Origin of the sequence: Haloarcula terrestris, assembly GCF_031624315.1 — an archaeon.
Lineage (GTDB): Archaea > Halobacteriota > Halobacteria > Halobacteriales > Haloarculaceae > Haloarcula > Haloarcula terrestris.
Genome location: NZ_JAMQOM010000005.1, coordinates 249,211 through 273,590, shown reverse-complemented (window position 1 = coordinate 273,590; position 24,380 = coordinate 249,211). Strand labels below are relative to the sequence as shown.

Sequence of the window (24,380 nt, the reverse complement as noted above, 5' to 3'; positions counted from 1 at the left end):
GACGGCCCTCGCAATGCGTCGGGCCGTCCCCGCAAACCGGCCACCGGACGACCGGTTCGACCGGTAGTCACTGACCGAGGACACCACCTCCTCAGTGGCAACGCTGCCGCTGTCGGCGGCGATAAGCCGCCGACGCGGCAGCTCTGCCCTCGATTAGGGTTCTCCGACCACTATCGACGACCCATCCCAACCAATAGGTGACTCAGGTCCGGTTAACTGGCGATGCTTTGTGAGGACTGAGTTTTGTTCTCTTTGTGTAGTGTTTCGAGGCGCGACTGCGGTCAAAGCCTGATGCGTCAACCCCGACGACACCGTTAGTCGGGAGGAGTGTGACCGAGAGGTTGAGCAGAACGCGCCAAACCGCCATATCTAGCCGATTGAACGCCTTACACAACGTCGAAGGAGACGGTAGTTCCTCAAGTTCAATTGCTCTTCGAATCCGGGGCATCTCGATAAGTACGTCAAGAAGCGTCCGGTACGTCGTATTCTTCCGAACCTTGAGACAGAGCAAGACGATGTGCTGGTGGAGCGTGTACCGTCGTTTCGAGAGCTTCGAAGAATATCGAGAGACAGCTCGTCGGGCCAAATGAAATGCCTGCTCAACGAACTGGAGCAGTCGTGACTTCGGGAGGGCTTGCATCCGATCAGACTATCAGGCGGATCTGTAACTCTCTGAGGAGTTCAATAGAGCCAAATATATAGAGTTAGTTTTTAAATGATATCCTCCCAGGTACAGAACGGCTACGACTATTCATTGAATATGTCAACAACGGTATCAGCAACACCGATAGTATGATTCTCTCTAACCGACCACGGTTGTTCAATCTGTACCCCATCGCTACCTGAGGCCGTCAACCAATTCACGATATTCTCTGGTGAATCGCCATCACGTGGGCCCTCGGAAGCCAGCCGTACCTCACAATCAACGATATCAGAGATGCCATCACGGATATCTTCACGAAGTCCGTCTGGCGCGCCGCCACCTACAGCCACGTGGGACTCCGACCAGCCATGGAAGCTCACTGCGTAGTCGAATCCCCGGTCAGAGATATCATCCAGCACTGGGAAGGACCTTGGATGGATGTCAGTCGAGGTAACGTGCCACCGTCGGTATGCGCCCCCACCCGGCCACCAGCCAGCACTATACCAAGCAGTAGCTTCCAGTTGGTCCGAGATATGCCTGGCTTGTGAATCGGTTCCCCATTCGATATACCCACCGTGCGGTGCGAGTGCAATCAAATCTGACGTTCCGTGGTCGGTTAGCCCTTCAAGGAAGCCCCCTTCTTCTGCAGCGGTCTTTTCGTCGAGAGACGGGTCAACGACCATCGGATCAATATTGACCTCAAAACTCCCTCCACTCACTCCCAGACGGTCACGCCCGCCGGAACTGACGTAACCAAACTTGTCGTCCGAGCTATCAACGGTAAATACTGCTGGTGCACCGTCGTAACTGAGCCTTACTTGATGGCCTGGTTCGAGACCAGCAGCGTCAATTGTTGCTTGGGGGAGACGGCATCGTTCAGAAGTAGCGATGCTGTCGTCTTTTTTTATTCGCACAGTCGTATCATCACTGGTGGATCCGTTGTTTGATTTAGCATTTGTGATAACTGCCCCAGTTCCAAGTGCAACACTACCGACCCCTGTTAGGACTGTCCTTCTGGTGATTTTGCGCATCACCTTTGAACAATTTAATCGGTAGTATACGCATTGTGGTCAAATATCAACAATGATACTTAGGTGAGGGTATCCCAGCGAAAATGTAGTATTATCCACAGATTATCTATTTCTAACCTGATTATTACAACACCCTTGTGTTATCATGAGAGGGTAACGGTGATTGTACCAGTCGTCGTTACTGCACTTGGACTTGTACTTGTTGGTACGATAACACAACTATTCGGGTACCGACTAGGCGGCACAATCGCTATTCCCGTGTTAGCTGTGTACACGCTCAAAAATGCGTTTATGCTTCCAGTTTTCTTTTTCAGCACCATCCTCGCATATCTTGGCCTCTCTATCGTAAAACAACGCACACTCATTTATGGACGAGACGAACTACTCGTCGCGATGGGTATCGGCAGCGGGATTCCACTGCTGATCTTTCTGACAATTGGTGCCGTCTTTCCAGAGTCGCTTCGAGAGGTGGTATTTATTGGTAGTATTCTCCCTGGCTTGGCTGCATTCAATTACCATCAGCTCAAACCACAGTACCGAACAGACGACCTTATCGCGACGATTCTACTGTTCAGTGGACTGACGACACTTGGCTGGTTCCTGGTTACTCCAGAACTAGCTCCGGTTCTCGGAGAACTAACACCCCCAGCCCTCTATACGTCAACGTCGGATGTTGCTGTGTTTAAGAATGCCGCAGTTGCAACTGAGTTGGAACCCACGATTCTCTCTCGTCCCAGTACAATACTCATCTTTCTGATTGGTCTCGGGATTTCGGAACGTGTCCGGGCCAGGTACGGTATTCGGATTGGACTCATTTCGACCGCCTTGTTAGCGATTTACGCGCTTGCTAGCCAATGGCTGATTGCACTCTATGTCATTGTCCTCGTCACCGCGTTCATATTCCTCCAGCTTGTCCATCAGATCACCCTGCTATACGGGCGTGTTCTTATTTCAATCACGACAGCATTTGCGCTACTTTCGACAGTGCCGCTTGTAATGGCACTCCCGATTACACGAGGTTTATCTGCCTATTTTGTCGGAATACTTGCAGGGATCAACGCGTACAATTGGCATACAACTCCCACCAGCAAGCGCAAACTATATGTTCCACTGACACTCGGGACATTCACATTCTTGCTCCTGATTGTTCGGGCGACAGGGCAGATTCTCCCAAGAGGTATTCCACAACAATTCGGCCCCGTGGAGATTCTCGTTGGTGTGGCTATTACCGTAGTTTGTTTCCTCTTTGTCGAGTACTACACTGTTGATCGACCTGACCACGAAGAAGTGTTCGAAGCATCGATTCTCTCCGGGAGTGATGAACGATGATCGAGCAAGGTTCTTTCGAGGTTGTCAAAACTGTCGACGGCTGGCTCTGGCAGTTATACGACGCTGAAATTTGCCTTGGCATTTCACCACACCAGTACGACAGTTCGAAGGCTGCTCGAACCGCAATCAATAGTGTTCGAGATGCAGTCGCCACGATAGAAGACATTGACGAGTTCGAGTACGACGGGGAGAATCAAAACGGCTCCAACTCTAGATTACACATCCGAGGGAATGACTCAATAGATGTTTTTGAATGGTCATTGAAACAAGATGGTACCAGCCTGGCTGAACCCAGCTTCACATATACCACGAGAGAGAAGGCCATGGAAGCGGCTACTCGGTTCCGAGAACTGGCAATCGGTGCAACACCGATCTATTATGCTGGCGCTGAGGACACAGTCGAGCTGGATCCCTTCTTAGTCGGGATGTCGGAGGTTCGGGGGGCACTAAAAAAACTGTTCACCCGAGGGAAAAGGCATCGACGCTTTCTCAATGATATCGATACCCGCATCGTTGTCTCGGGGATCCGTGGAAAATCATCGACTGTTCGCCGTCTCGACGACGTGTTTAATCGTCGTGGATACGATGTATTGACAAAAATCACTGGCAATCAACCGGTGCTTATTCGCAACCGTGATGTCATTGCTGTCGATCGCAAAGGCCCTCACACGACACTATACGAGAATATCAGGGTGCTTCGAGAATTCGGAGCCCAGCTCAGCGCATACACTCCAGAAGATGTCGCAATCTTTGAAAATCAAGGAATTACCGAATACACTACCCGTCTGATTAACGAGCAATTTGTCAAGCCCCATATTGTCGTCATTGCAAACGTACGGCAAGATCATCAAGATACACTCGGAAAGACACCCCGTGAGATTGCACGGGCTTTCGCTCGGACAATTCCACCGGGGACAAAAGTCGTCAACGGGGAACAGAATCCTGTGCTCGCGGACTACATGCGTAAAGAAATCGAACAACAAGGTGGTGAGATGACGCAGGTAACGATTCCGGATGATCAAGTGGGCCGGATCGGTGCGGAAACAGTGTACGCAACGAACGACGTGCTTCGGTTGTTAGATATGGAACCGGTTCCCGACGAACAATTGAACGCCTACTTGGATTCAATCCAGCCACGGTGGGTGACTCTTCCCGGTGGACGGGTGTTCAACGGGGCAGAAATCAATGATATCGAGAGCACAGAGGCAATTCGGCAAGAGTTGGCCGGAGACAATTACGTACTGCCATTTGTGTATTTGCGAGCAGATCGTAGGAGCCGCACTGCATCATTTGCGAAGTATCTGAACACGCTCGCCAATCGAGATCTGATTGAGCGTGCCCGTGTTGGTGGCGCATTCACGAGTGTATTCGCATCAAATGTTGATGTGCCTGTAATAGAACACGACCGCAGTGAAGATGCAGGAAAAGTGCTTGAAGAGATGCTCAGGACTGATTACCCCGTGCTTCTGATGGGAAACACAGTTGATGAATTCATGCGACGGATGGAAGATGAAATAACTGAACGTGCCAAGCAAATAGCCATTCAGAGTTCTGATTAATGCTCATTCGAACGGGCCACTGGTTAGTGTATATGCACGGATCTTACTATGTTATAGATATCTCCTGTACTGACCACTCCTGTCCGAGAATAGAATCACCCTTTAACAGACTCTAGTCGCCAAATTTTCTGCGCCCCAGCGTGGTGAGGGGCGTCCCACAGAGGGCGTTCCGCCTATCATTCATGGCTACCACAGAATCCCGTAGCGACGCCAGCAGCATCGACGAGAGCGAACTAGAGGAGGCTGGCCCGAACAGCCGTACCGTTCGGGCGCTGACCGAAGTGATGACCGTGTTAGACTCAATTGGTCGGGCACGAAACGCCGACGACCTCTTCCTGGTCAACTCCGGGTCCGGCTCAGAGTACCTTGTCGACACTCGAATAGGGAGTTGTGAGTGCAAGTGGAAGCAGTACAATCCCAGCGAGGAGTGCAAGCACCAGAAGCGAGTCGCCTTCGCGACCGGCGAGCGACCCATCCCGCAGTGGGTGGACGACGCCGCTCTAGACGACCAGTTTGGGCTGCACGTCGACGACGAACCCCGCAAAGCAGTCGCTGATGGCGGAGTCATGCAGGTTCGGTTTGACGACGGCAGTGTCACGAGTCCAGCTGAGGAGCCCTTGGCTGTCAATTCCGGGGATGAACCACGTACGAAGCGAGCGAAGCAGGAAGACATCGACGTTTCCTTCCTCGCAAAGCCCGGTCGCTACGAGGTCCATTCGGCGTCGGACAGTTGGTACAAGGTGGATGTGCTTGAGGAGACGTGCAGTTGTCCCGATGTCGCCGAGCGATGCAAACACCGTCGCCGGGTCGAGATCGAGATTGAAGCCGACCGAGTCCCCCGACCGGATGGAAAACTGCCAAACGCCTAATCGGACGCCGTAGCGTGTTTTCTGATCCTCCGGTCAGATGAGAGCATGTCTCGAAACATATCTTCGCAAACTGTCCAGACAGAGTTGTCTACAGCTACGCCGAGTTGTCCCAAGTGTGGCGGCACGCTCGATAGCAGTGGCCGAGAAACGCACTGTGAGAACTGTGGCCTGGTGACCGAACAAGACCAGATCGACCGCAGGCCAGAGTGGCGGACGTACGATAAGGAGGAACAGAAGCGGACGGGAGCGCCCCGGACGGCCACTCGCCACGACCGAGGCCTGTCGACGAATATCGGGCGAGTCGATAGCGCAGATATTTCTCCGAGACGGCGTCAACGGCTTGCTCGCCAGCGGTGGCTTCACGGTCGGGCAAAGTTCGATAGCAAGCGCGACCGGAATCTTGCCCATGGACTCGGTGAAATCCGACGCATTGCAAGTGCGCTGTCTGAAACCAAAGCGGTCAAACAGCAGGCATCCACGCTCTTCCGGAAAGCCCAGGACAAGAACCTCCTAATCGGACGGTCGATTGAGGGCGGTGCAGCGGCCGCGGTCTACGCTGCCTGCCGATGCAATGGCCTGGTGAGGATGGAGACAGTGGCTACGGTTGCACGGTGTTCAGACTCACATATCTGGAATTGTTACCGGACGTTCTTGGTGGAACTCGAACTTCCGATCCCAGTATCGCTCCCGGTCGACTGGGTGGCGAGGATTTGTTCAGACCTCCCCTTCGACATTGCTCCGGACATTCGTCAGCGGGCACTCGAACTGGCAGAGCAGGCAACCGAGTCCGCCGAGATCAACGGGCGACCAGACGGTATCGCAGCCGGCGCTCTTTACCTTGCTGGCCGGGAGTCAGATACCCGACTCACGCAAGCGATGATAAGTGAGACGGTGGATTTGCATACAAAGACGATCCGTCTGTGGTTCCAGCACATCGAGAAGCACATGGCTGAGTGACCTCTCGCGACGGGCTGTTTTGTGCTTCTCGGGTAGCTGAGAGAAATCCAACAATGAGCAGTGGCTACCGACGTGGAAAGCATGGATCGAAAGAGCGAAAGTGGCGATGGACAGACAAAACCACGAATCAATCGCTGCCACAATCGTGGGCTGACAACGGTCGTATAGAATCTCCCGACAACGGTGAGGTCAAACTGTATGCCATTCAGTGGCGGGCTGGTCTCCTGCTTGAATGGGTAGTTGATACCCGAACTGCGAAATTGCTTGAAGGGCCACTCAGCGAGCAGCCGGGGATTCGTACTCTATATGTCACTGCTGACGGTGAGCACGCTCTCGTCCAAGAGTGGGAAGCACGGGAGACAGAGGGCAACTGGAAGCCTCCGAAAGAGTTCGCCAGCGTCGTTGCGAAGCGCTCCGATGAAACTGACGCTGTTCAGGACTCCGATCAAGACTACTACCGCCGCTCGGTTGAGGACCTCTACAATCTATAGCAGCTGTTGTGAATACGGATTCATTACTTGTGAAGGCGATTGAAGCAGCTGCTCGGTAGGCCTGCGTACCGCTCATCTGATTCAAACTATTTTAGTTGAAAATAACACCCCATGAAGGGTTGTATGATACTGTGTATTAGTCTTGAAAAAATCCGTGTTCTTCTTCAAAATGGTCGCAGATACGCTCAATATCCGGTTGGTTCCATTGTTGTCCGCAGAGATTACACTGTGCCATATTGAAGGAAGTAGGACGCTTGTCTTAGAATTTTTGATGGGCCCTATGTTGATGTATTGACCAGATCAAGCAACGAGTAGAACTCTGGAGTGACGATAACTGGTCGGCTCGATTTGTGACTCTCTGGTGGCTGAGAGAGCATGGCTTCTCCACAGCTTGATGTCGACGGGATTGTTGAAACGCTTGAGCAGATTCACCAGCGCGGGCACAGCGCCCACACCGTGTTTCGAGACTGGGTCAAACTCATGTTATTCGCGCTTCAGAATCGAGACGACCCATATCTGGAAATCGTCGATAACTATCGTGATCGCGGTGATATGGACCATCCACATGGGCAGCGGTCCGTCGACCTCTTCTCGAAAGCGTTCGGCCAGCTGCAAGAACGGATGGCAGTCACCAGTGCTGACATTCTGGGTGCGGTCTACGAGGAGTATGGAATGTCGAGCGATGCCTTCGGCCAGCACTTTACGCCACACACTGTCTGCAAGACAATGGCTGAGATCGCCGGCGTTGTAAACGAAAGTAACGATACCGAGGACCGGCAGACGGTTCTTGACCCGACCTGTGGGAGCGGTCGGATGCTACTGGTCGCTGGTCGGAAACAGCCAGAAGCACTGTTTGTCGGGCAAGACAAGGATCCATTATGTGCCCGAATGACGGCGCTGAACTGTTGTTTCTTGAACCTGGACGCCTACGTTATCCAGGGCGACTCACTGACTGTCGAGTTCCAGGGGGCGTGGCAGACCTCGTACTCTTCGCTGGGTGGGAGCGTTCGCGAGCTAGACGGTGAGGAGGTCGAGGAGCTTCACGAGTGGGTGACCGACGCATTCGAGAACACGGTTGAGGGAGACAACCAGCGCAGTCCAGATCAGGGGACAGACACGGGCATGGAAGATCGAACACCTCCCGTTGGGATGTCTGTTCCGAGTGAACAGGCCAGTCTGGGTGCGTTCGACAGCAGCGATTAACGGCTGTTTTGTGTGCCCCAGTCGGGTGAGGGGCGTTCTAATGAGAGCGTCCTGAAAAAACTATGTCAAGTGAACCAGATAGAGAGTCAGCAGCGGCTCCAGGTGCGGTTGAAACGGTCGAACGAACAGATATTGGGAGTAGCATGGAAGCCCGGTTAAAGCGAGGAAACGGAACACGAGACGAAGACAGTGTGACGATCAAGGCGAAAGGGAGGACTGCCGAGGAGACGATTGAAGAGTTCTACAAGCTTTTAGCGGAGTACGAGGCGAAAGTCAGTGGGCGCCTTCGGGATATTCAGCCCGAGGAAGTCGACAAATAGAGCCTACGCTTTCGCTTTTGGCCCGAGCAAGAGTACTGCCGGTCGTCGAGGACGGTTAGTATCGAGGTTGACACCGTGGGCGGCCTCAACTCCGTAAATGTGCCAAGAATAGGTCCGAAGCACACCAGATGTCGCTGGAAAATCGAATACACGTCTTCACTACTGTTGCTCTAGCTGATGTGGTAGCAATTTAACCAACATACGGGTCGAAAAGGTGTTTATGTTGGTGAACTGGTGAACCTCACCGATAGTGGCCACAAAAACATTCGAAGACTGATACGTAGGCCAGAAGGTTGATAGCCGAGAAGAAACGAATCCAGTCACAGACACCAACCCCTCTGAATCCACTTTCGGTGTCTGTATACTTCACCCCCCAAACCCCATTCGGTGCCGGATTCCTCCGGCACTCTCACTTTCAGTGTGGAAGGCTGAGTTCTCGGCAAGTGTGTCAAGAGTCCGAACACTAGCCATCATTTTCATACTCGGGACTGGAGAAGGTGTAACTACAGACACCCCTCTGGTTCCACATTCAGGTGTCTGTGTCTCCACCCCCACCCCACCACCCCATCCCGGTGCCGGATTGGGCCGGCACTTTCACTTTCAGGCCGGTAGGCTGGCGTATATCCACTTGCCGACCTACCTCTCAGCTATGCACGCATCAGCCGAGGGGCTCGATAGCCCACCGAGTAGCGATGAGGGGACGATCGTCAAGGTTGAGGCCGAACGGACGGTTCAAGGGTATCAGGATGGGGCAACGAAGGCCTGCGAGGCGTGTGGCGAGCCGGTTCCCGTCGACACGGAACACATCGGGGCTTGGGTTCGGGTCAGCAGCTCGACAGGGCCGATATTCTATCGGCCGGTATTCTGTGACGCGGAATGCTGGGCGACATGGGCGACAAGTGACTGATTGTTATGATAAGCTATTTGTCTTGCAATCGTGTGAGAGGTAGTGTCAGAGGTACGCTCAACAAAGGAGCTTGTGGCACAACGGAGGTCCGGGTCCTCTGATTTTTCAGGCTGCTGAGTTCGACCGGCAAAGACTCAACCGTACCGGTCATTCGTCAGTATCGGTATCTCGATGGGTTTGCATACGTGATACGAGCATCCGCATCCGTCGCTTTCCTTCTTGGCCGCCGCGAAAACCAGTTAGCTCTTCCAAATCATCTAGAATATCAGATTGAGTAATCATTGTGTAGCATCCGAGTGGTCCTGGCCGTAAAGAGGGCCGCTTCGCGGCACCAACACACTAACCAACAATCTGCCCGGTTTCTGCCTTTATGTTGGTTAGCGAGTCGGAGAAATTTTCAAATAGCTATCCAGATAGCTACTAGACGATATTATTTTACATGTCATACACGAACTGATAGACATGTCCGTGAACAACGGTCGAGGGGTTGTACAGTGGTTAGGGCTGGTGTCGATGCTACTGGGTTTCGTATTACTCGTCGTTCTCTGGCCAGGGCTATTCCCTCTAAATCCTCCGTCACTGCTCGATGCAGGTCCGATGGTGCTTGTGCTATGGGTGAAAGACTACGTGATACGCGGTGGTATCCCTATTGTCCTTATCGCCTATGGCATCAAGTACGCCTAACAAAATAGTCCCAGTTATTCGTCGCAATCGGCCCAGAGATGGTCGCAATCGACGCCCCCGAGGAGTGCCGGGTTGCTTTTAGTTTTCAGTCAGCGTCACCGTGTGCGCGTCGGCCGACGAGAACAGGCCCGCCGGTTCGATTCGGAGCGTCCGCCCCTGTTGATCCGCCGGTACGTCGAAGACGATAACGCCAGTCATCGACACATCAGGGTTGACTTGCTCGAAGATGATGCTGTCTTCGGCATACGTGACGCCGTCCGTGTCCACATCGTACTCTCGATCCTGGCTGTCGACCAGTGTGAACAGGTTGGAACTGATGGTAAAGGACTCGGTAGCGCGGTTAGTGAGTTCGATCTCGACCACGACGAACTCGCCGTCGGCTTCGACACCGAACTCTCCACCGATAGCGTCCGTGGTGCGAACGTCCGTAATGGTGTACTCGATGGTCTGGTCGCCGCTCCCGACAGTGAACGTCTCGCCAACTTCGTGACTGGTATCATCCGGCGTCGGCGTTGGTTCCGGCGTGGGCGTCGGCTCTGGTGTTGGTTCGGGCGTTTCGGTGGATGCAGGAGCCGACGTGGCCGCCGCCGTTTCGGTCGCCGGTGCTGGCGTCGTCGCAGCGCCGCCCGCATCGGCCTGGCCGTCAGAGGCCTGAGTCGCGGATTGCTCGCCGCCGCCACCGCCACCACCGAACGCCGCCCCCAGCACTGCGAAGATGACGACAATATAGACGAAGGCGAGTGCGCCGGCTACGAGCCCGCCGTCGCTGCCGATCCCCGGAAGCGCGTCGAGTGTCTCGGCCCAGCCGTAGCTGTTGCGCCAGACGAAGATTCCGACAATAAACGGAGACAGCGTCAACCAGATCGGGAAGGTGAACAGATACACGAGCGCCACGAGTATGTTGCGAATCAACGAACCAGGCGCCATTCCAGGAATTTTGGCAGCTATTGACATGTGTCCAACTGTCGAATCCCCTGATAGTTAAAATGTCGTCTGTAAAGAATGTACGTTTTAATGAACTGATAAGAATTCTAGGAAACTGGAGCACTGAAAATCACTCCACCATCTCCTCGGTGATGTACGGAAAGCCACGCGTCTGCGGGTCGATCGGCAGGTCGAAACTCAGCCCATCCGCCGTCCGGATCGGCGTGAACCAGATTTTGCCGTCCTCGACCTCGGTGATCGTCGCGGTCCCCCAGATTTCCGAGCCGTCGCTGAAGAGCATCGTCTCGCCACGCCCTGTCTTACGGGGGGTTCCCGAGACCGTCCAGTAACACTGCATCTCATCGGGATTGTCCGTGTTCTCCCGGCGCTTGTGGAGTCCTGGGTGACGAGGAGTAGTGTTGATTATGATGCTATCAGGCTCACCATTCCATATTTAATGAGATATTCCAGGGACTATTTCGGTTGAATAGCGGTTTGATGTACGTAGCCGACAGCCCATTGAACTTGTAGTCATAGTCTTTCGACAGTCCGTGGTTGTGGGTTAATTCGCAGTACAGCTCGTCGTAGTTGGCTAAGACGTTGATATACCTCTCGGCTTCTGAAAGGGAATCCTCTGGCCCTGTAAGTTGATTTTTGAGGTACGAGAGCGTTTCCTGATTGTCTTGCAGCGGATTCTCTACAATCAGTCCGGTAACGCTTGGGTCATCGTAGCCTTCCTCCGCCGTTGTTATCTTCTCAACAACGTTCGGCGAACTGTCATTCTGTGACTTGAAGCCCGTCTGTGGCAACGACAGTTCCGTGGCGTTGAACAGTTCGGTAAACCCTAATGCGTTCGCCAGCCGCCGATACAGATCTCCAGTCACTGGGATTCCTTCAGTTATAAATCGTAGTTCGACTCTTGATAGGACTCGCTTGTTATGGGTGGTATTGGGCATTTCTGCCCGAATTAGAAGATATTCGCTTTCATATGGGAGATTTGCAAGGTATAGCAGATGGCCGTTTTTGTATGTCGGTATTTCCTCTTCGGCGAAAACATCATCTGCCTCCTCAATCGCTGTCACCAGATTCGACGGCCCACGTCCTACGAGCGCTCCGCCGAGTTGATGAACTGTGAACCAAGCTCTGTCCAATCGACCGACGTTGTGTAGTCTTGCAAGTCTATCTGTAAAATCCTCCAAAGTCATATCTTCGGTCCGCGTTCGGAACTGCATCGCATTCTGACCGAAATGCAGGAACGGGTGGCAGGTGATGGAATTATTGATATGCTGCGATTCGGCCCCTTGCGATCGAATGAACCGCGGGCCGAAGTCGTTGTAACCTGCTTCAGGAAGCCTCACGTTATCTGGTTGGTCTGGAAGCTCTCTAACACCTTTTTCTAGTGTATCGATGTAGGCTTCTTCTATAGTCTGGTCAGTGTGTTCTGCGTGCTCCTTGATTCTTCCATGAATTGACCACGGAATATCGATATTAGGTCTCACATTTAGATTTGCCTTTCCTAATATTAAAAGCTACTGGTCAGATCATACTCTTGGTATAACTGGACTGTTGGTATTTTGGGATGGTTCTATTCGACGTGTTCGTGTTGATACGAGATTGTCAGAATTAGGCTGTCAAAGCACAGAACTTGATTTGCAGCCACAATTAGACACCATTCTCACTGCCGAACGCCGTACTCAATTTCTCTCGCATGAACTCACGGCGGAGTTCTCGCTTTCGCTCGTCAGTCAGATAATCCTCGAACACCACCTTCGCGCTCGCGCTGCCCTGCTCGTCGGCGATATCCTGCACGTGTTTCAGCAGGTCCTCAGTCGTCTGTGAGTAGGCATCGTACCAGAAGCGTCGGCCCATGTGGGGCTTCCGGGCAACGCCGTCGATCTCCTCGGGAACCCCGGCCTTGTCGGCGAGGTCGTGAAACCAGCCGGCGATTGTCGTCCCGTCGACGTGGCCGGTTTTCGAGCGCTCCGAGGGGAACAGGTAGCCATCCACCCGAGAAACGTGCCGGCGGGCGACATCTTCGCCTAAGACAATGGCGACGGTTCCCGGACCGTTCTTTCGCTCGTCGAACTGGATGTACGGTTCATCGGCATCCAGATAGAGCTGGCCTTGGTGCAGCGCTGCGACTTCGCCGGCGCGGAGTCCCCAGCCCGCGAGTGCGACAACGAGCATTCGGTCGCGGCTGGCGATTGCCGCGTCGAACATCGCCCGGACGTGCTCGGGATCGAGGGCGACGGGGTCGGTGTCCGAGGAGCGAGTCCACGAGAACCAATCCTCAGCGCCGTTAGTCGGGTTGACAGTCGCTACACGGCGCTCCACAAGCCAGCCATACCATGTGCGGATTGCATCGTGTACGCGTGCAATGGTTGATTCAGCGTACTCATTCGACATGTAGGCGAAAGTCTCTCGGCAGCGGTCGACGGCCTCGGTCTCCGTGATGTCGCTGTCGGCGTCGACGGGCGAGAGAAGATCGTCGGTCCCGTGACGCTCTCCGTAGGAGCGAGCGTAGCGTGCGAGTCGATATCGTATGGTCTCGCGAGTGCTGTCCGTCCAGTCGTCAGCCGCTGCTTGCTTGGCGTCCAGATACTCCTGAAAGGACTCGCGTGTCTCGTCGTGTTCGATATCCCAGTCGTAGCCACTGGATTCGGTGTCGTACCCCAAGGTCTCTGACCAGAACGTAGCGAAGGTGGTGTCGTGGTACTCTTTCAGCGCGTACGTGAGTCCGCGGAAGCCGTTGTTCGAGAGCCACTCGTACGATGGCCGGTCGGTCTCTGGTTCGTGGCCGTCCCGTCGCAGCGCCGGGACAACCACGGCCTCGTAGGCATCGGCGAGCTGGGGCTCGGTGAGCAGCGTCCAGGGCACGTCGTCGGCCGAGTGCCACGGCTTCGTCCGCTCGATCCCGGGGGAAGAGTCGTGCTTTCCGGGTTCTGAATCTGAGTCAGCCGATTTCGGCATACAGAGCTAAACACACTAAGAACTGATAATTCTGTTGCCACAGCAGACCCAAGCCAGACTTATGGCTCTACGGTGATCTGGCAAATATTGCTTTAAACTGCATATCGCTGTATGGAATGTCCATAGATGGAAGTTGAGACTACAGTATGTTTAGAGGGTCTGTAATGCGTGTTTTTAGCCGATTCAGACCGCGAGAACTGCCTCAAATCACTCTCCAGATGGCTATTCTTGGGACATAGCCAATCAAATGGGCAAATTTCGAGACTTCCAGCAGTGTAGCCACTCAAACACCGCGCTAACCCGAACCAAGCACATTGCTACCCGATTCCTGTCTCCTTCTTCAGCAACGTCAGCGTGTTGTCGGCTGTCACAATTGGCGAGTGTTCGTACTCACCAGTCAACTCGACCTGCACGAGCAGATCCACTGCTCGCCAAATCGAATACAGCAGGCACGCAAACGCGAAATAAAAGAATCTAAGCCCGAAATCTTTTGACGTGGTGGCAGCCATGAACCGCTTGATCGACCTATAGCCGCTCTCAATCTCCCAGCGATATCCATACTCGGTGAGGAATCCACTGCCGCGGTTCGACATGAATACCGAGTACTGTCGATAGTCCTCGTGCTCAGAGTCCTCCTTCCGTCGGTAGATCAGCGTTGTCTCGTGCCACTCGTTCTTCCCGAGATGGAGCTTGCGGTCGGTCTCGTACCGGTTTTGATCACGTCGGAGCAACCGCTTTGCCTGGGCTTTCTCACTGGTTTGCATCCGCTTCGGCACGACGTACGACAGTCCGCGCTGGCTAATCATCTCCAGAATGTGCTGGCTGTCGAACTCCCGGTCCATCAGCACGTTATCGACGTGAACGAGGTCCTCGGCAGAGTTGAGCAAGTCTTCGACGATTTCCTTGCGAGTCTCTCCCTTTCGGACCGGGCGCGCATCCAGCACGATTGGAACGGCGTTGCCGACCAGCTGGACCGTCGCCCACTGGTAGGCATACTCGTCGGTCTTCTCCTTCGTGCCGATAATCTCATCTTCGTGCCCGGTTCTGTCGCCTGTGAACGGGTCTGCTTCAGTAATATCGATAGCGACGATACCAGCTCGGAAGAACTCCTCCGTCTCTGCGACTTCATCCAGTAATCGATTCGCGGCTCGCCGGTACATCTCTCTAATCTGCTCGATAGAGAGATCACGAATGTGCTCGCGATGAGCGTGACCCAGCGGTGTCCGGTCACGGGTCGACTCGTAGACGAAACTGCGAGCTCCTTCGTTAGCAGCCAACCGTTCTCGAAGCCCGAGATGCGTTTGTAAGCCCCAATACGCGTTCTCGTGGATTTCACAACCATCACCACGATCTAACGAGAGGGCTGGGAAGACGATGCGGCTGATGTGGTTCGTAATCGGTGCTGATTCGTCGAGAACGGCTTGGTCACCCGTGTCTGATTCTTCCTCGTCACGCTGAAATGGAAGCTGCCGTTCTGGTTCTTGCGGAACAGCAACACCCTCGTCCTGGGTTTTGATCAGAACCGTCCGCGCAGCAGTCTCAATTGTCTCGCGAAGCTCTGTAGTGAATCGTTCGTGCCAACTGCGCCACAGCGTCGACTGGTCTGGGACTGTCTCCAAGCCTAGTTGTTCACGGAGGTCAGGATGGTGGGTGAGGTAGGTGAGAAGTGCCGTTTCATGGGTCCAGCCATGGATTTCTTTGAGCAGAAACAGTCGGAACAGTTGGGCCATCTCATACTGGGTGGCTTCCGAATACTGGTCATGTGGCCCAAACTCGACATACGCTATTGGGTAGTGAGACACGAACTCGTCGACAGAGTGGTGAGCTTGGTGGTCGAACCATGTGGAGGCAACGGTCCGAATGTCTTCTTCCAGGCCAGCGAGAGAACTTCGGTCATAGAGTGGTGTCGAATTATATGCTGGCCACTCAGCGTATGATTGCTGTGCGATCCGTCGAAAGACACTACGTTGGGAGTCACAACTCGTTACCACTACGAGATGCTGGCCACGGCAGGCTCAAGAACCCGTTTACTGCTCAGTACAGGTAAACCGTGTATCAATCCGACCAGAAAGGCTATGATTCTGTCCCCTAGTTCCAAAGATAATGGTTCTGCGAAGATGGTTTCCTGAGAGCCCTCCAACATGGACAGACATTCTGATCGGTCTACTGATTCTGGTCTGGATACCACTCAACGTAGGATACCTACAGACGATTTATTGGGGCTGGTTACTTTTCGGATTCGTCATCGGATTGGTTTCGGTGGGGCCCCTTGCAAATTCACCAATTGGAGAACAGGTCGGAACATGGTTCCGGAAAATCGGAGCCCTCGGCAGAGCCATATCCATTCTTTCCTTTGCCGTCGTTGTTTGGATCATTAGCGGGCAAGTTAACATACCAAGTGAAATTGTAACTAGTGCCGTTGGGGGATTCATGGTATCTCTCTTCCTCTATCTTCTCCTGTATCTACTGTATTCGGGCGAGATCAGCGGATGGAAACGATAAGTTAGCAGCTCTCATCGACCGGCTGTTTCAGGCGAAAATATATCTGAAGAATAGGATTTCAACAGAGCCAATCAGCCCTACTACTATTTTGATTTAGGTCCGAAAATACCAATAGTGGCTGGCATATTTGTAGAGAATCATACGCTGGCCATTCAGCGTATGACTGCTGTGCGATCCGTCGAAAGACAGTGCATTGAGAGTCACAACTCGTAACCACTACGAGAGATCGGCCACGACACGCCCAAAAATTCGTCTAACTGGTGATAGAGAAAACATATACAGCACCCAATGGGGCTAAGCAGTATGAGTGACAGTAGCCGCTGCAGTGATTATAACTCGTAGGCTGTAAAAGCTCTAATGTTGATCAGAATTGGTCGTGAACGAAACCTGCGGCCAAATTGAAACCAGACCGTCAAAAAGACGCTCTACCGATAATCAGCTCTATGTAGCGTCAGATTCCCTGCTTATCAGTCGATACACTCCGCTCAGTAACAGGATGGCCCCCGCGACCCCAGCCACGATACCAAGTGGCTCCACGAAGGCACATATCCTGCATGGGTTCGATCCAGTGCCTATAGTGTATATAGTCCCGTTTTTTTCGACGTAGGTATAGTCCATTGTATCATCTGGATAGTCGAAATCTGGCGGTGACTGATTCACTGTGGCAATCCCATCAGCACGGAGTGCTTGGTCGAACACGTCTTGGCCCGCTGCTGAAAGGTCATTGTAACGGACTACCTCGTCATCCGAAGACATTTGCGATTCATTCGTCTCTGTGGTGTAAGCCCTAGTCGTCGGCTCCGAGGGAGCATCAATGAGTAAACCAGAGATGATAAGCAATGCTACTGCAAATATAATTAGCGCCCAACTGAATCGGTTTTTTGATTTCGTTCCCATTTTATAGAATCACTGAAATAGACAAGGAGTCTTTTTTAGTATCTTAATTCCGTTTCTGCGATTCATCTATCTATTTGTCATTTAGTGGTGGTAAATATCTTGTTCTTTACAATATTCGCAGATCGGTGGGAATATTTTTGGGTACTATAGGACAACAATAAGTTGGAATAAAACCACTCCAAGGTGACACGATATAACTCAATTTTCGGCTCTCCCTGTACGCATCTGCTTTCTGGTTGTTACATGCGCATATGCAATGAGTTGCTCTACAGAAAGTCCCTCTGAAGCAAAGATTGCTGGAAGAACTGGCTACCGTAGTTCCTCGGCAAGAGCTGCAACCGCTTCGTCAACGAGATTGGTTTCTAGACGGCCCTGCCAGAAATCAATGTCCTCGTGGTCGATTGATTGCACTCCCCACGGAACGATTCGACTTTCGGCTGGTGTTCCACCGCGAAGCCAGCTTTCCTCGGGAATGTCGATGAGCCCGTCCATCCAGGATTTCGTTGTGAGCGTCACTGCGATATACTGCTCGCCATGAAACGGACGCCCCTCGTGGTTTGAGAGAATCAGCCACGGTCGGGCGTCTTCATCGCCTTTGAACGGGTCATCGCCGTAGACGACATCTCCCCGGTGGAAAATCGGCGAAGCTTCCTCCTCGGTCACTGTTCGTTCTCCTCGCTCGGATGTGGCTCGCTGGGAGAGTGTTCACGCCACGATTCCTTCTCCTCTTCACCGACCTGCTCGTTGAACAGGGCAGTCGCTCGCTCGTAGCCACTATACCCGTCGAGTCGATCAGTGTCGTCGGTTACTGCCCAGTACGTCGCCTTGTGTTCAACGAGACTGCGGTCTTTCAACCGTGAAAGGGCGGTGCTGACTGCGCCCTCGTCGATACCGATTTGCGAGGCGATTTCACCCGCCTTGAACGCACGGTCCCCGTGGGCAGCGAGAAACCCGAGGACCTGATCTGGAACAGAGAGTTCCTCGAGTTCGTCCTCGCTCGTGTTCTCGAATGTTTCTCGATCAATAGACATCGTTGATTGAATCTATGACACTCACCGTAAAGAGTGTTAGGACTGAAAGCTATGAAATATTGAAACCGATGATACTGTATGAGTCACTAGTAGTAATTACGTTCAACCACGAAGCGATTCGAAGACGTATACATTGAGAGCTCCAGTCTCAACTACTATCAGCATTGGAAGTTGAGACTACAGCGGATTTAGCGGGGCTGTAATGCGTGCATTTGGACGGTTAAGTGATCGAGGACATCTTCAGATTAGCTCTCAACCACTCGATCATGTTGTACTGGTGATAATAATGCCAGATTCCGAAGATTTTCGATAGTGTAGCCACTCGGACTCCGCATTCACCAGGATTGAGTCCCTCTCTACCCGATTCCAGTTTCTTTCTTCAACAGTGTCAGCGTATTGTCAGTCAGCTGTCTGCGTCCCAACCGGCAAATTCCTGAGTAACGTTCTCGTCAATCGCGTGGTACAGCCAATTGTCTTGCCAAGCAATCGAAGCACCCGCTGAGAGGTGTGTGGTTACAAAGAACCGCGGAGGATGGGCGAGGAATCCAATCACCCACAGAAGTACCCCGCGAAAGTATCATTCGGGCTCGCCGTAACGGACACGAAGTTCAGGCTCGCCTCGTTGCAATTGGCGGTGATCATCGTCACGATCCGGTCTTCCCGACGGTTCACGATGACGAGCGTATCCCCAGTATCGAACTCTGTGGCGTTCGTTTGTACCGTCTCGTTCGGATTTAATGTGTACGTGCCAACCGCCTCGGTTCGATTCGCTGGGAGTTCAAGCGAAGTCACGTAGCCGTAGTCTCGCGAGTACGTGTGCTTGCCAAGTCCCTGCCCGGCCGATGCGTAATCGACGCTTTTGTTTCGCCGATTGATGACGACCGCATTCTGCCCCAGTTCGCCGTCAACCGTGGCGACCGAGAATTCGTGTGTCGCGTTCCCGTCGTTGGTGAGGTAGACCGTTACGGGTCCGGTTTGGCCGGGATCCGAAGACGAACACCCCGCAAACAGTCCGAATATCGCAACGATACCGAGGATGAGGGCGATACGTCGGTTCCGGGAGGATAGTTTCAACGGGGGAGCCATTTGATAACCTTCAGTTTGTCTACTGCTGGTTCACTCCAAATCGCTAATAATCTCTGTTTTCTGAATGCGGGGTTTCTTTTCGATAGGGTCAGGACGTCGAATACTGAATCAGAAATAATTCAGCATGCAGTAGATATATATCCGTTCAAGTGTTAGATTATGTACGGAGGCGTCACGAATGGATATCACAGATATTCCCGACGATGCGTACGCTGGCGACGAGTCACCGCCGGATCTCGATGGTTTAGAATCGCCCGATTCGCTGCTCAAGAGTGGTCCGATCCGCGAGCGACTCCTCGATATCGTCACGGGGCTTCGCACCCCTACGAAGGTTTCCGACATCGCCGATCTCGCTGACTGCGACACTGAGACTGCCCGCGACTACTTGGAGTGGTTCGACGGGATGGGATTGGTTCACCGTCACGACGGCCGCCCCGTCCGGTACGAGCGCAACGACGCGTACTTCCAGTGGCGACGTATCGACCGCATCCGCGACGAATACTCCGACCAAGAAATCGTTGAGGCGCTTTCAGACGCCATCGAACAGATCGAGGAGTACAGAGAACAGTTCGACGCAGACAATCCCGACGCCGTCTCTCTCGTCGAAGCCAGCCGCGAAATGGCAACTGAAGACGCGCGGGAAGCGCTCTCCAAGTGGAAAACGCTCGAACGCAGAGCTACCCTCCTCGACGCGGCGCGGCGTGATGACTCAACTTCTGGTAGTTCTCCCAGTCATATCGATGCCTGACAACCAGGACGGGCCGTCCAGTACCGGCCCGATCGATGCTGAAATTCTCGACCGGATTTCCCCGCATCTCTCCAGAAGCGCCCGCTTCGCCGATGTCCAAGCACGCCCTGAGTATGCACCGAACGCCGTCGTCGCCGACTATGACATCGGGTACTTCCCAAGCGGGGTCACGCGAGCGTATCTTCGTATCCGATGGTTCGAAACCGATGACTTCAGCATCCATTACTCCGAGCAATACCAAACGGGGAACTCGTGGGAGTGCCGCTGGGACCGCCATCCCAATGACCACAATACCCGCGAGCACTTCCACCGGCCCCCGGATGCGCTGACACCAGGCGAGGACGAAGACTATCCAGATGAGTGGCAGGACGTGCTCGCCACCGTACTTACTCGTCTTGACGAACGAATCGAGGCATTCTGGGCCGAGTGACGAGCCAGGGTGGAAACGAGGTGTGCGGTTCTACGGAACGCTGTCGGGCCGAATACGATTCGGGTCAGAGAGACGGATTACTGGCGTCCCGGTGTATCGCCGCATCGACACCCCAAGTATTCGAGTTCTAGTATACGAACCCTGACTGGACCTTGTGGCATTCGGACCGTATGCATTGAGAGTGCCGGTCTCAACTACTGCGATCGATGAGCACCTGCCACCGGCCGAGCAGCGGCCGACTGCCTTACTTGTCTTCCCAGCCGATGGAGCAGGGTTCCAGTTCTTTCCGTTCCGGTTCGATGATGGGGGGATCAGTACCAAGCAGTGGCGCGATCTCGGTCTGACAGATGCACTTGCAGCGACAGATGTGGGACACTACAGTTTCTCTGACAGGGGGACACTCGATCTAGAAGCCCTGATCGAAATCGACCCCGAGGTACTACTGGTACGGAACTACGGCGGAGCGTCCGAGTCTGAGTTCCAGAAAGAGGTTGTTGAGCCACTACAGGCAGAAGATGGATCTAACGGTGTACAGGCAGTTCAGGACGGTGCCATCTACAACGCTGGCTATCTCAACCAGGGACCGATTATCAATTTCTACCATACCGACCGGGCGGCGAAAGATATCTACCCGAATTCGTTCGAGGACGTGACGCTGTTCGACCGTGAACGCGTCGCGGAAATCGTCCATGGACAGATCTGAGACGCTTTGCAGTTAAATTACGCCCCGAGGAACGGCGTCGGTTTCAGACAGTGACGCCGAGCTTCTTGAGTTCTCCTCGGTGTGTTCAGTTCGTAATGCGACCAGACGTGGGAACACGGAGGCTTTGACTCACGTTCACGGGCCGTTCGAGAGGCCATGAACGAGTATATCAAATCACACACGAAACTCGAAGATGACTCTGGGGAAATAACGGCCGTCTTGGCGTTCGATTACGAGCACGATTCCGATAGTCTTCACAGACTACACCGACGATAGGAGATTGTCCATCTATGCGAGATTCAGGCCTGAAGTGTGCGGACGATCTCACGCGCCCAATTTAATAGATGTTCGTCAGCATTGAAATGGGTCACACATTGCACGCCGATGGGTAACCCATTGATAGTATCATCCGTCGGAATCGCGATTGTTGGGAGCCCGGCGTGTGTCCACGGAAGGTTCATTATCGGGTCACCTGTCGAGTCAATGCCCTCCGGGGCCGGTCCACAGGCACCAGGTGCGATCCAGATATCGATATCGTGGTCCTCCATAACATCGGTTAGATGCGTACGGGTCTCCATGCGGCTGTTTCGTCCGATGGCGATTTCTCTCGTTGGGACACCGTATCCCTCCTCTATGAGTTCGGCTGTCTGAGCACCGTACTTTTCACCGTGTTCCTGATACCATTCGTGATGTACCATCGCGGCTTCGGCTGCGATGAGTCGTTCGTGATACTTGTTGATCGTCTCGATATCGGGCAACACGGGCACCTTTTCGACATCGTATCCAGCCTGCTCTAGCCGGCGACAGTGAGTATGGAAGCGATCAAGTCCGTCCGAACTAGCCTGTTGGAGATACGGTCCATCTGGGATGCCAATCGTTGGTCGGTCCATCCCCTCGGGAATCGTCTGCCATCCTGCACAGAGTACACTGGCGGCTATTTCAGCTCCGGCCACGTCTTGCGTGAAGAAGCCGACGTGGTCAACCGACTGTGACAGCGGTATCACACCCTCAGCCGACACGCGACCGTAGCTGGGCTTGAATCCAACGACCCCACAAAAAGACGCGGGCCTGATGATTGAGCCGATAGTTTGGGTCCCCAATGCAAGTGGGCAGAGCCCCGCTGCAACTGCAGCGGCAGATCCGCTGCTTGATCCGCCCGGTGTGTGGTTCGTGTTGTGTGGATTCTTTGTCGGACCCGGCTCCGAGTAGGCGAATTCCGTCGTTACGGTCTTTCCGAAGACCAGCGCACCGGCCGATTTGAGCTGACGAACGACAGTCGCTTCCGGTCCGGTCAATTGTTCGGGTGGGAGCGACGAATTTGCCTTAGTTTGAAAACCCGAAGCGTGTATAATGTCCTTCACTCCGACCGGGATACCGTACAACGGCTTTTGGGCCGAGTATGGAGTGCTTGCCAACTGTTCCGAATCAGATGTAAGCCGGGACCACCGATCTGACTCGGGCAGCAAGGATTCAATTTCGGGTTCAATGGACTCCGTTCGCGTTCGAAGTTCGTCTAGGTACTCCTCAACGGACAACGACTTATTTTGAAGCTTTGCAACCGTTTTCGCTAAGTGGTTTTTGTGAATCATCTATCGAGTAATTGCGACAGGTGGGTCGATTCGTGTGTGTATCATACGTTGATCGCGAAGTTGGCAAAGATGACGACTGGACTCCTTGAAAGTCCTTTGGCAAGACAGAATTGACCAAAGCATAACCGATATCCGGCCAATCGAATACTGTCCCTACGAGCACCAGGCCGCATATTACTCTCGTCATCGTCGCTGAATCAAGAGAGACTGTGAGGACAGGTACACTGGCGTGTTTCGCGGTGTTCGCCAACCTCTCTCTCAAGCAGCTCCGACAGTGGGGTTATGCATATATATCATAACCCGACAGTACTATGGATGGCAAGTGTCGACGATATACAAAGATCTAGATTTGAGCCTCGGCCAGATCATTCCAAAACAGATGATTTACATCTATTTATGATATTTTGATATGAATTTAAATAATTATAAATATATTACACAATCCTTGGCAAAAAGGCCCCGAAATCGATACATCTGTTTTCGTATTCCACCTAGCCCGCTTACAGACGACTTCACCATGAGAATTGCCACGCCGGCCGAAGCGACAGTGTGACTACACCGTCGCCAACCATCTCCCTGGAGAGGTAACCGTCAACAACAACCCAGTCCGTCGTGGCTGGCCTGCAAGTGTTTGAACAGTCTGGGTGGATGAAACACGACAGTAAGACATCACGCCTGAGGACTAGTATCGAGTGATATCAGTACGGGCGACTTCCAGCCAGTACTTCGCAGGCTCATATAAGCTAATGAACACATGGAATAATAAGAGTACTTCTGTTATTGGAATACTCCGGTGACAACGGGGCAGTTAGAACTACTATAATTTTTGATGTCAGATGATTCCGATATTACTGAACGCTTCGGCTGACCCGTCATGAATAGGTGAATCTCAGGCCGACGACGTTCTGTCTCTCCAAGAGATTGTGTGGGAGTTCCATCCTGAACCGTGCTCCCGTGGGGCGATTTTTCGGTCTGGTGACACTGATAACGCTGAGGGACCAATTGTTGACCAGAATCGGTACAGTGACTCAGCGGGGACCGCTCAGCCGCTCCCTGTCTCCGAGCAAGAACCTCGCTCGCAGATCTGCTCCAATGAATCAAATCGTCTGTCTTCTTGTGAAAACCGTGAGGTTTCAAGGGTGTCGTTACACCCGACCGATCATTTCCCGATAGCTCCTCTATAGTGAACAATATGTGAATATATTTCACTATATTCAGTCTCCACGTGGATAATCTACATATGTAGGTAAAGAAGTATATAAAGACTATTCATTAATGATGAACAACTAGTTTCGTTTTTTCTCCAACGGTTCCCAGTGAAACAAAGAGACGCGTAGACGGACATCCCTACACCCGACATAACGCAGTGCCTGAACTGGCTGTCCTGTTGACAGGCACTGCTATCGTCCCCAACAAATCGTTCACGCTGCAGGCTGCGGACCACGTCAGTATCGACCTCGAAGCGATCGGGACGCTCGAAAACGATGTTATCGTTGTCTAGAATGTA

Annotated in this window: 23 protein-coding genes and 3 pseudogenes; 14 read left to right on the top strand and 12 right to left on the bottom strand. The window is 53.1% G+C overall.

Translation table 11 applies throughout. The features are described from left to right. Nucleotides 1–235 precede the first annotated feature (235 nt). Together NDI54_RS14310 and NDI54_RS14305 are read right to left on the bottom strand one after the other, a co-directional pair. Nucleotides 236–640, bottom strand: a pseudogene (locus tag NDI54_RS14310) (IS5/IS1182 family transposase); the annotation flags it as partial. A gap of 107 nt (nt 641–747) precedes the next feature. Beyond that, nucleotides 748–1,674 (bottom strand): poly-gamma-glutamate hydrolase family protein, encoded by a 927-nt coding sequence (locus tag NDI54_RS14305; protein WP_310897110.1) that lies wholly within the window; start codon nt 1,672–1,674, stop codon nt 748–750. A gap of 159 nt (nt 1,675–1,833) precedes the next feature. Between NDI54_RS14305 and NDI54_RS14300 the strand changes: the two genes are divergently transcribed. The 8 genes from NDI54_RS14300 (at nt 1,834) to NDI54_RS14265 (ending at nt 9,309) form a co-directional block, all read left to right on the top strand. Next, nucleotides 1,834–3,003 (top strand): poly-gamma-glutamate biosynthesis protein PgsC/CapC, encoded by a 1,170-nt coding sequence (locus NDI54_RS14300; RefSeq protein ID WP_310897109.1) that lies wholly within the window; start codon nt 1,834–1,836, stop codon nt 3,001–3,003. Then, on the top strand, nt 3,000–4,562 hold the full coding sequence (locus NDI54_RS14295) for a Mur ligase family CapB protein (RefSeq protein ID WP_310897108.1): 1,563 nt from the start codon (nt 3,000–3,002) through the stop codon (nt 4,560–4,562). The genes NDI54_RS14300 and NDI54_RS14295 overlap by 4 nt, the downstream gene beginning before the upstream one ends. 182 nt (nt 4,563–4,744) lie before the next feature. After that, nucleotides 4,745–5,431 (top strand): hypothetical protein, encoded by a 687-nt coding sequence (locus NDI54_RS14290; protein WP_310897107.1) that lies wholly within the window; start codon nt 4,745–4,747, stop codon nt 5,429–5,431. Between the two features lie 57 nt (nt 5,432–5,488). After that, nucleotides 5,489–6,388, top strand: a complete 900-nt coding sequence (locus NDI54_RS14285) for a transcription initiation factor IIB (protein ID WP_310897115.1) — start codon at nt 5,489–5,491, stop codon at nt 6,386–6,388. Nucleotides 6,389–6,441: 53 nt separating this feature from the next. Next, entirely contained in the window at nt 6,442–6,879 is a 438-nt protein-coding gene (locus NDI54_RS14280; RefSeq protein WP_310897106.1) for a hypothetical protein, read from the top strand. Between the two features lie 375 nt (nt 6,880–7,254). Next, on the top strand, nt 7,255–8,082 hold the full coding sequence (locus NDI54_RS14275) for an N-6 DNA methylase (protein WP_310897105.1): 828 nt from the start codon (nt 7,255–7,257) through the stop codon (nt 8,080–8,082). Between the two features lie 62 nt (nt 8,083–8,144). Next, nucleotides 8,145–8,402 (top strand): DUF7389 domain-containing protein, encoded by a 258-nt coding sequence (locus tag NDI54_RS14270; RefSeq protein WP_310897104.1) that lies wholly within the window; start codon nt 8,145–8,147, stop codon nt 8,400–8,402. A gap of 649 nt (nt 8,403–9,051) precedes the next feature. Further along, on the top strand, nt 9,052–9,309 hold the full coding sequence (locus tag NDI54_RS14265) for a hypothetical protein (protein WP_310897103.1): 258 nt from the start codon (nt 9,052–9,054) through the stop codon (nt 9,307–9,309). Between the two features lie 762 nt (nt 9,310–10,071). On the opposite strand, the gene NDI54_RS14260 is transcribed toward NDI54_RS14265, so the two are convergent. The 5 genes from NDI54_RS14260 to NDI54_RS14240 form a co-directional block, all read right to left on the bottom strand. Further along, the gene (locus NDI54_RS14260) at nt 10,072–10,920 is read right to left on the bottom strand and encodes a DUF4352 domain-containing protein (protein ID WP_310897102.1); all 849 of its coding nucleotides are present in this window, start codon (nt 10,918–10,920) and stop codon (nt 10,072–10,074) included. A 127-nt stretch (nt 10,921–11,047) separates the two neighbouring features. Next, nucleotides 11,048–11,218 carry a hypothetical protein gene (locus NDI54_RS14255; protein ID WP_310897101.1) on the bottom strand — a complete coding sequence of 57 codons (171 nt, stop codon included), beginning with the start codon at nt 11,216–11,218 and terminating at the stop codon, nt 11,048–11,050. A 139-nt stretch (nt 11,219–11,357) separates the two neighbouring features. Further along, on the bottom strand, nt 11,358–12,416 hold the full coding sequence (locus NDI54_RS14250) for a hypothetical protein (protein ID WP_310897100.1): 1,059 nt from the start codon (nt 12,414–12,416) through the stop codon (nt 11,358–11,360). A gap of 163 nt (nt 12,417–12,579) precedes the next feature. Continuing rightward, nucleotides 12,580–13,887: a tyrosine-type recombinase/integrase gene (locus tag NDI54_RS14245; RefSeq protein ID WP_310897099.1), complete on the bottom strand. Its 1,308-nt coding sequence runs from the start codon at nt 13,885–13,887 to the stop codon at nt 12,580–12,582. A gap of 317 nt (nt 13,888–14,204) precedes the next feature. Then, a complete protein-coding gene (locus NDI54_RS14240) occupies nt 14,205–15,878 on the bottom strand; it encodes a transposase (protein ID WP_310897098.1) in 1,674 nt (557 codons plus the stop codon). A 112-nt stretch (nt 15,879–15,990) separates the two neighbouring features. Here NDI54_RS14240 and NDI54_RS14235 point away from each other — a divergent pair, with 112 nt between their 5' ends. Then, nucleotides 15,991–16,389, top strand: a complete 399-nt coding sequence (locus tag NDI54_RS14235; protein WP_310897097.1) for a hypothetical protein — start codon at nt 15,991–15,993, stop codon at nt 16,387–16,389. Between the two features lie 441 nt (nt 16,390–16,830). On the opposite strand, the gene NDI54_RS14230 is transcribed toward NDI54_RS14235, so the two are convergent. From NDI54_RS14230 to NDI54_RS14215, 4 genes are all read right to left on the bottom strand, one after another. Then, entirely contained in the window at nt 16,831–17,145 is a 315-nt protein-coding gene (locus NDI54_RS14230; RefSeq protein WP_310897096.1) for a hypothetical protein, read from the bottom strand. 450 nt (nt 17,146–17,595) lie between these two features. Beyond that, the gene (locus NDI54_RS14225; protein WP_310897095.1) at nt 17,596–17,949 is read right to left on the bottom strand and encodes a type II toxin-antitoxin system PemK/MazF family toxin; all 354 of its coding nucleotides are present in this window, start codon (nt 17,947–17,949) and stop codon (nt 17,596–17,598) included. Next, a complete protein-coding gene (locus tag NDI54_RS14220) occupies nt 17,946–18,317 on the bottom strand; it encodes a MarR family transcriptional regulator (protein WP_310897094.1) in 372 nt (123 codons plus the stop codon). Before NDI54_RS14220 ends, NDI54_RS14225 begins: the two co-directional genes overlap by 4 nt. Before the next feature lie 549 nt (nt 18,318–18,866). Further along, nucleotides 18,867–19,403 carry a hypothetical protein gene (locus tag NDI54_RS14215; protein ID WP_310897093.1) on the bottom strand — a complete coding sequence of 179 codons (537 nt, stop codon included), beginning with the start codon at nt 19,401–19,403 and terminating at the stop codon, nt 18,867–18,869. A gap of 178 nt (nt 19,404–19,581) precedes the next feature. Between NDI54_RS14215 and NDI54_RS14210 the strand changes: the two genes are divergently transcribed. The 4 genes and pseudogenes from NDI54_RS14210 to NDI54_RS21455 all read left to right on the top strand — a co-directional run. After that, complete coding sequence (locus NDI54_RS14210) at nt 19,582–20,151, top strand: DUF7342 family protein (protein ID WP_310897092.1); 570 nt, start codon at nt 19,582–19,584, stop codon at nt 20,149–20,151. Next, on the top strand, nt 20,144–20,581 hold the full coding sequence (locus NDI54_RS14205; RefSeq protein WP_310897091.1) for a hypothetical protein: 438 nt from the start codon (nt 20,144–20,146) through the stop codon (nt 20,579–20,581). Before NDI54_RS14210 ends, NDI54_RS14205 begins: the two co-directional genes overlap by 8 nt. A gap of 202 nt (nt 20,582–20,783) precedes the next feature. Beyond that, nucleotides 20,784–21,284: pseudogene (locus tag NDI54_RS14200) on the top strand (ABC transporter substrate-binding protein); the annotation flags it as partial. A 99-nt stretch (nt 21,285–21,383) separates the two neighbouring features. After that, nucleotides 21,384–21,527, top strand: a pseudogene (locus NDI54_RS21455) (CopG family ribbon-helix-helix protein); the annotation flags it as partial. 56 nt (nt 21,528–21,583) lie between these two features. On the opposite strand, the gene NDI54_RS14195 reads toward NDI54_RS21455, so the two are convergent. Further along, nucleotides 21,584–22,873 carry an amidase gene (locus NDI54_RS14195; RefSeq protein ID WP_310897089.1) on the bottom strand — a complete coding sequence of 430 codons (1,290 nt, stop codon included), beginning with the start codon at nt 22,871–22,873 and terminating at the stop codon, nt 21,584–21,586. Between the two features lie 1,366 nt (nt 22,874–24,239). Here NDI54_RS14195 and NDI54_RS14190 point away from each other — a divergent pair. Next, nucleotides 24,240–24,374: a hypothetical protein gene (locus NDI54_RS14190; protein ID WP_406600183.1), complete on the top strand. Its 135-nt coding sequence runs from the start codon at nt 24,240–24,242 to the stop codon at nt 24,372–24,374. Nucleotides 24,375–24,380: the final 6 nt, after the last annotated feature.